The sequence below is a fragment of the Bacillus sp. S4 genome, from assembly GCF_040838205.1.
In the GTDB taxonomy this organism is placed as follows: Bacteria; Bacillota; Bacilli; order Bacillales; family Bacillaceae_G; genus Bacillus_A; species Bacillus_A cereus_U.
The window spans coordinates 1-2,300 of record NZ_JBFPJI010000441.1; the positions used below are offsets into that span (position 1 = coordinate 1).

Sequence of the window (2,300 nt, forward strand, 5' to 3'; positions counted from 1 at the left end):
GCTTTATATACTATATCGGTTTTAGTCATTAACATCTTGTTCACCCCAATATAACGATAGTAATATTAAATCTCCTTATACATTTTCACGTACAAGGAGATTTAGCATGTAAATTAATCCATATTGTTTCAAATATACAAAATCCATTTCGGTTTGAACATTTGAATAAAATAAATGAAATACTTTATTTCTATCATCTAACTAAAAGTTAACTTGCCCTTAGGAGTATTGTCAGGAAAAGCTGCATCAGTAAAGTCGCCATCTTTCCCTAACATTGTCATCTTCACATCCAATACCTCTAAAATAGGTTTCTCCCATTCTTTTTTCATATTATCACCCCCCTTCAAATAAATGTTTTAATGTATCGATAAACAATTAAACTACGCATTAAAACTTTATAATCAAAATTAATAGCATTTTCAGGTCGCATATCTTCTCTAACTTTGTTTAGAGCTTCTTTTATGACCCGACCATTTAAATATTCTAAAGCTTTTTTATCTATGCTTAGTTGCTCTATTTCGTCTATAAATGTATTCCAATGTGGAATCATCCGATGGACCCAATCAACCCCTTGAACACCTCTAGTACACTGATTCAATCTGACCTTATCTGGCAGCATTTTTTCTGTAGATCTTCGGATTAAAGCTCGATCTAATCCATTTTGCACATATTGTCCTTCAGGTACTGATAAACAAAAACGAATTACACGTATATCATTAGTTGGATCACGCTTCCATAATCCGTAGCGTAAAGATAATTTTGCTGCAAGTGTACTACCTGCATTCCAATGAAAAACATCTTCAAAATGCTTTCGGCGTTCCTCATATATATTTGACTCAGAATACCACCCTGTTTGTTCTAACCCATATTCTTCAAACTTCTCAAAAACCCTTGTATTCTTTGCAAATTCCGGATTGATTAACATCGGCCTTTTATTTTGCGAAAAAATCCGATCCACAATCGGAAATCCCGCCCTAAATATATCTGGTATTCTGCGTAACCTATCTCCACCTGTATTTTTACTATATTGATTTAATTCTTTATAAAGACGAATCCATTTCAGTTTTTTTAACAGGATAGCATAGTACTCTAAGGCATATCCCCACGAAATGGTAAAATTCCCTCTATCACCATTTAATAATACTCCAACACCTTCCTCATGAGCTTTTTCAAACATCCCTTTTAACCAAAATGAGTTTTCAAAGAACTTATATGGCGTCTCTAGTATTTCTAAAAAACTATCTATCTCTGAATAGGAATTTTTCCCCTTAAAATCTAAGTAATGCTCCCTAATTCCTCCTACATGTTCTATAGTTGATTTGATATACACACTCTCGTTAGGCACTAGCTGTTTAGGTGTAAAATCTACGAAATCATGTGGTGGAATATAGCTAAAAGTATGTAACCGTTTATTTTCTTTCCGCATTGTATTAACTGCAAAACTGACAACAGCCCCTGAATCCAATCCACCACTTAACTGAGCACCTACATTAAGGCGTGTACGTAATCTAGCATCTACCGCTTTTTGAAAGACTTCTTGAAACGCTTCTATGTACTCTTCGTTTGACTTTAATTTCAGCCTCTCATTTACAGTTAGAGTACAATATCTCATAAGCTTTATTTTATTTTTATCTATCAAAATACTATGTGCTGGGGGTACTTGTTCTATATGTTTATACGGTGTGATCGAAGTATCTACTGCATCTATCATGCCAGATACCGCCAAATACTCGGCTAACCACTGCTCATTTAATTCTTTACGTACATACGGTAATGATAATAGCGGGCTTATTATCGTACAAAAAGCGACTCGTTGATTGTCACGAAAATAATAAAGAGTTCGGCTTCCTGAAAAATCCCTTGCACCAAACAATTTTTGATTACGTTCATCCCAAATCATAAAGGCGAAGTCACCGACTAAATACTTTGGGGACTCCTCTCCCCATTTTTGATAAGCACGTAAAATCAATTCACTGTCAGCCATCCCTTTTCTTTTAACATTATCCACTTGCAACCTATCAAACAACTCAATTCTATTATCAATGATTGCATCAGCGGTAATAATTAATTTCGCTTCAACATCATAATAAGGTAATTGTTCACCGATTGATTCTGGTGTGATCCATTGTGCATGACAGCCAAAGAATATATTTTTCTTGTGCCATATTCGAATATCATCAGCAGGGTATTTACTTAAACAACTCATTACTCCTCTTCCATGTTCAATCGACACAGGCTCATTATTAAAGTGAATAATGCCAGCTATAGCACTCATGTTTTCCTCCTATTATGTAATAAGT

General features: G+C 34.6%; 2 protein-coding genes. Both read right to left on the bottom strand.

The genetic code is table 11. The features are described from left to right. Positions 1–197: 197 nt before the first annotated feature. Positions 198–329 carry a paeninodin family lasso peptide gene (locus tag AB3X48_RS21320; RefSeq protein WP_246908629.1) on the bottom strand — a complete coding sequence of 44 codons (132 nt, stop codon included), beginning with the start codon at positions 327–329 and terminating at the stop codon, positions 198–200. 14 nt (positions 330–343) lie between these two features. Further along, positions 344–2,275: a lasso peptide isopeptide bond-forming cyclase gene (locus AB3X48_RS21325; protein ID WP_367959915.1), complete on the bottom strand. Its 1,932-nt coding sequence runs from the start codon at positions 2,273–2,275 to the stop codon at positions 344–346. Positions 2,276–2,300: the final 25 nt, after the last annotated feature.

Coding starts and splice junctions, on each gene's coding strand:
- AB3X48_RS21325 (WP_367959915.1), bottom strand. CDS start 2,275: ATGAGTGCTATAGCTGGCATTATTCACTTTAATAATGAGCCTGTGTCG.
- AB3X48_RS21320 (WP_246908629.1), bottom strand. CDS start 329: ATGAAAAAAGAATGGGAGAAACCTATTTTAGAGGTATTGGATGTGAAG.